The organism is Burkholderia sp. HMSC10F09 (assembly GCF_001806955.1).
In the GTDB taxonomy this organism is placed as follows: domain Bacteria; phylum Pseudomonadota; class Gammaproteobacteria; order Burkholderiales; family Burkholderiaceae; genus Burkholderia; species Burkholderia multivorans.
Map to the genome: position 1 here is coordinate 1 of NZ_KV786899.1, position 5,024 is coordinate 5,024.

4 protein-coding genes are annotated in these 5,024 nt (G+C 68.7%); 3 read left to right on the forward strand and 1 reads right to left on the reverse strand.

Going from position 1 to position 5,024, the window contains the following annotated elements:
• The 3 genes from HMPREF3115_RS25405 to def all read left to right on the forward strand — a co-directional run.
• A partial coding sequence (locus HMPREF3115_RS25405) for a cell division protein ZipA C-terminal FtsZ-binding domain-containing protein (RefSeq protein WP_070556606.1) occupies positions 1 to 1,068 on the forward strand: 1,068 nt, incomplete at its 5' end.
• Between the two features lie 162 nt (positions 1,069 to 1,230).
• Positions 1,231 to 3,306, forward strand: a complete 2,076-nt coding sequence (gene ligA / locus HMPREF3115_RS25410) for an NAD-dependent DNA ligase LigA (protein ID WP_053297129.1) — start codon at positions 1,231 to 1,233, stop codon at positions 3,304 to 3,306.
• Positions 3,303 to 3,836: a peptide deformylase gene (gene def, locus HMPREF3115_RS25415; RefSeq protein ID WP_006402641.1), complete on the forward strand. Its 534-nt coding sequence runs from the start codon at positions 3,303 to 3,305 to the stop codon at positions 3,834 to 3,836. Before ligA ends, def begins: the two co-directional genes overlap by 4 nt.
• 130 nt (positions 3,837 to 3,966) lie before the next feature.
• Here def and HMPREF3115_RS30235 read toward each other — a convergent pair.
• Positions 3,967 to 5,024 (reverse strand): pseudouridine synthase (locus tag HMPREF3115_RS30235; protein WP_256276425.1); only part of this gene is annotated, 1,058 nt, incomplete at its 5' end.

The window sequence follows — 5,024 nt, forward strand, 5'->3', positions numbered from 1 at the left end:
GCCGCGCGCGTCGAACCGACGTTCGGCGGCGTATCGGCCGCTGCTGCGCCCGCCGACACGCCGGCCGATCTGCAGGCCGAAGCGACCGGTGCCGAGACGCGCGTCGATACCGCTGCGCGCGACGAAGCGAGCGAGCCGGCCGACGCGAGCGCCGATGCGCACGAGGCGCCTGCCGCGCAAGCTGCGACGGCAGAGTCCGCCGAGCGCGCGGAACCGGTGCTGCCGGCCGCGACGACCATTTCGTCCGCGCCGCCGGCCGTCGTCGATCGCCGCATCGACTGCATCGTGCCGATCCGGCTCGGCGCGCCGCTGCCGGGCGACAAGCTCCTGCCGGCCGCGCAGCGGCTGCGTCGCGCGGGCAGCAAGCCCGTGCATATCGAGGGCAAGCCGGAAGGCGGCCAGTGGGAGCTGCTGCAAAACGGCGTGCGCTACGAGGAACTGCGTGCGGCCGCGCAGCTCGCGAACCGCAGCGGCGCGCTCAACGAGCTCGAGTTCTCGGAGTTCGTGACGGGCGTCCAGCAGTTCGCGGACGCGATCGACGGCGCCCCCGAATTCCCGGACATGATGGAAACGGTCGCGATGGCGCGCGAACTCGACGGCTTTGCCGCGCAGTGCGACGCGCAGCTGTCGATCAACGTGCTGTCGGACGGGGCGCCATGGTCGGCGAACTACGTGCAGGCCGTTGCGTCGCAGGACGGGCTGCTGCTGTCGCGCGACGGCACGCGGTTCGTGAAGCTCGACGCGAAGCAGAATCCGGTGTTCATGCTGCAGTTCGGCGACACCAACTTCCTGCGCGACGACCTCACGTACAAGGGCGGCGACATGATCACGCTCGTGCTCGACGTGCCGGTCGCCGAGGAAGACATCCTGCCGTTCCGGCTGATGTGCGATTACGCGAAGTCGCTGTCCGAGCGGATCGGTGCGCGCGTCGTCGACGACTCGCGCCGGCCGCTGCCGGAATCGACGCTGCTCGCGATCGAGCAGCAACTGATGAAGCTCTACGCGAAGCTCGAGGAAGCGGGCATTCCGGCCGGCTCGCCGGTCACGCGACGCCTGTTCAGCCAGTAACGCAGGCATTGGGGCGACCGCGCGGCGTGCGCCGGCCGGTCGCCGCGCGCGATCGCGATGCGGCGACGCAACATCGCGCACGTACGCGGGCCGCGCCCCCGGCACGGCGCCAAACTGAGATAATTCGGCATTCGATTTTTTCAGCAAGAATCTGCCGCCAGCATGGCCCGAACCCAAGCCGAACCGCCAGCCAGTCAACCCGATGCGCGCGCCGCCTGGCTGCGCGACCAGCTCGAACGCGCGAACCACGCGTACTACGTGCTCGACCAGCCCGATCTGCCCGATGCGGAATACGATCGGCTGTTCCGCGAGCTGCAGCAGCTCGAATCCGATCATCCCGACCTCGTGACGCCCGATTCGCCGACGCAGCGCGTCGGCGGCGCCGTCGCGAGCGGCTTCACGCCGGTCGTTCACGATGCGCCGATGCTGTCGCTGAACAACGGATTTGCCGACGACGACATCGTCGCGTTCGACAAGCGCGTCGCCGACGCGCTCGGCAAGACGACCGATCTCGCCGGCTCGGTGACGGATCCCGTCGAATACGCGTGCGAGCTGAAGTTCGACGGGCTCGCGATTTCGCTGCGCTACGAGCACGGCGTGTTCGTGCAGGCGTCGACGCGCGGCGACGGCACGACCGGCGAGGACGTGACCGAAAACGTCCGCACGATCCGCTCGATTCCGCTGAAGCTGAAGGGCGACCGCGTGCCGGCCGTGCTCGACGTGCGCGGCGAGGTGCTGATGTTCAAGCGCGATTTTGCGCGCCTGAACGAACGCCAGCGCGCGGCCGAGCAGCGCGAGTTCGCGAACCCGCGCAACGCGGCGGCCGGCAGCCTGCGCCAGCTCGATCCGAAGATCACCGCGCAGCGTCCGCTCTCGTTCTTCGCGTACGGCATCGGCGTGCTCGACGGGATGCCGATGCCCGATACGCACAGTGCGCTGCTCGACTGGTACGAGGCGCTCGGGTTGCCGGTGAACCGCGAGCGCGCGGTCGTGTACGGTGCGCAGGGGCTGCTCGACTTCTTCCGCAAGGTCGGCGAGAAGCGCGAGTCGCTGCCGTACGACATCGACGGCGTCGTGTACAAGGTGAACCGTCGCGACGAGCAGGATCGCCTCGGTTTCGTGTCGCGCGCGCCGCGCTTCGCGCTCGCGCACAAATTCCCCGCGCAGGAGGCGCTGACGAAGCTGGTTGCAATCGGCGTGCAGGTCGGCCGCACCGGGGCGATTACGCCAGTCGCGCGGCTCGAGCCCGTGTTCGTCGGCGGTGCGACCGTCACGAACGCGACGCTGCACAACGAGGACGAGGTGCGCCGCAAAGACATCCGGATCGGCGATACGGTGATCGTGCGGCGCGCCGGCGACGTGATTCCCGAGGTGGTGGGCGCCGTGCTCGACCGGCGTCCGGCCGATGCGGCCGAATTCGTGATGCCGACCGAGTGCCCGGTATGCGGCTCAAAGATCGAGCGGCTGCCCGACGAGGCGATCGCGCGCTGCACGGGCGGGCTGTTCTGCCCCGCGCAGCGCAAGCAGGCGCTGTGGCACTTCGCGCAGCGGCGCGCGCTCGACATCGACGGCCTCGGCGAGAAGATCATCGACCAGCTCGTCGAGCTGAACCTCGTACGCACGCCGGCCGATCTGTTCAACCTCGGCTTCGCGACGCTCGCGGAGCTCGACCGCTTCGCGGAGAAATCGGCGCAGAATCTGCTCGACTCGCTCGAGAAGGCGAAGCACACGACGCTCGCGCGCTTCATTTACGCGCTCGGCATTCGCCATGTCGGCGAATCGACCGCGAAGGATCTCGCCAAGCATTTCGGCTCGCTCGACCCGATCATGAACGCGACGATCGACGAGCTGCTCGAAGTGAACGACGTCGGGCCGATCGTCGCCGAATCGATCCACCAGTTCTTCGCGGAAGAGCACAACCGGACCGTGATCGAGCAGCTGCGCGCGCCCGGCAAGGTCACCTGGCCGGAAGGGCCGCCCGCGCCGAAGGCGCCGCAGGGCGTGCTCGCCGGCAAAACGGTCGTGCTGACCGGCACGCTGCCGAACCTCACGCGCGACGACGCGAAGGAGATGCTCGAGGCGGCGGGCGCGAAGGTGGCCGGCTCGGTGTCGAAGAAGACCGATTACGTGATCGCGGGTGCCGAAGCCGGCAGCAAGCTCGCGAAGGCCGAAGCGCTCGGCATCCCGGTGCTCGACGAAGACGGGCTGCATCAACTCCTGGAGGGCAACACGCGATGATTCGCGAAATCCTGAAGATGGGCGATCCGCGCCTGCTCGAAGTCGCGCGGCCGGTCGACCGGTTCGATACGCCGGAATTGCACGAGATCGTCGCGGACATGTTCGAGACGATGCATCACGCGAACGGCGCCGGGCTCGCGGCGCCGCAGATCGGCATCGGGTTGCAGATCATCATCTTCGGCTTCGGCAGCAACAACCGCTATCCGGACGCGCCGCCCGTCCCCGAGACGGTGCTGATCAATCCGAAGCTCGAATACATGCCGCCGGACATGGAAGAGGGCTGGGAAGGCTGTCTGTCGGTGCCCGGGATGCGCGGTGTCGTGAGCCGCTACGCGAAGGTGCGCTACAGCGGCTTCGACCAGTTCGGCGCGAAGATCGATCGCGTCGCCGAAGGCTTCCATGCGCGTGTGGTCCAGCACGAATACGACCACCTGATCGGCAAGCTGTATCCGATGCGGATCACCGACTTTACGCGTTTCGGCTTCACCGAAGTGCTGTTCCCGGGGCTCGATCCGGCCGCGGACGACTGAGGGCCGCTGCCGCAGGTGCGGCGACCTTGCCGCCGCGCGCGTCGTGATGAACGGAAAAAGAAAAAGCCCGCAGGCGATGGCGGGCTTTTCCGTTCTTGCGGCGCACGCGCGGTGCGGGCGCGCCGTGCGGTCAGAACTGCTCGTCGGCGGAGAGGTAGCGCCATTGGCCCTGCGGCAGTGCGCCGAGCGTCACGCGGCCCATCCGCACGCGCTTGAGCCCGATCACCTCGAGACCGACGAGTTCGCACATCCGGCGGATCTGACGCTTGCGCCCTTCGCGCAGCACGAAGCGCAACTGCTCGCCGTTTTGCCAGCTCACCATCGCGGGCTTCAGTGCGACGCCGTCGAGCTCGAGGCCGTGCCGCAGCTGCGCAAGCCGTTCGGCCGGGAAGTGCTGGTCGATGTCGGTCAGCCGGTCGCCGAAGCGCACGCGCACCAGGTATTCCTTGTCGACGTCCGACTGTTCGCCGATCAACTGTTTGGCGATCCGGCCGTTCTGCGTCAGCACGAGCAGGCCCGTCGAGTCGATGTCGAGCCGGCCGGCCGGCGCAAGCGCGCGCAGATGCTGTGGCGAGAAGCGCAGCGGCGAACGGTCGCCGCTCCAGTGGTTTTCGCGCGTGATCAGGACGCTCGCGGGCTCGTAGCCGTCTTCTGCCTGGCCGGACACGTAACCGACCGGCTTGTGCAGCAGGATCGTCACTTGCGCGGCCTGCGCGGCCTGCGCGCGCTCGTCGATCTCGATGCGCTGATCGGCGCGGACCTTCGTGCCGAGCGTGTCGATGCGCTCGCCGTCGACGATCACCCAGCCTTTCTCGATCCATTCGTCGGCTTCGCGGCGCGAGCAGAGGCCGAGCTCCGACATCCGCTTCGACAGGCGCATCAGACCGGCTTCGTCGCCGCGATCGACGTCCGCGGCGCGGCGCTTCACCGGTTCGGCGGTTTTCAATCGCGCGTTGCCGGACGGGCGGCGCTCGGCGGTGCCGCGCTTCGCGCGTTCGCCGGCGGTCGCGGCGTCGCGATACGGTGCGCGCTTGCCGCCTTCAGCGGCGCCCGCGCGACGCGGACGTGTATCGTCGTCGTTGCGGCGTGCGGGGCGGTCGGACGACGCACGCCGCTCGCCGAAACTGCTACGCTTCGGGCCTTCGCCACCGGCCGCGCCGTCGCGATACGGTGCGCGCTTGCCGCCTT

Bases quoted from the DNA above. Each gene is read 5' to 3' on its own strand.
- ligA (WP_053297129.1), top strand. From the start codon at position 1,231: ATGGCCCGAACCCAAGCCGAACCGCCAGCCAGTCAACCCGATGCGCGC.
- def (WP_006402641.1), top strand. From the start codon at position 3,303: ATGATTCGCGAAATCCTGAAGATGGGCGATCCGCGCCTGCTCGAAGTC.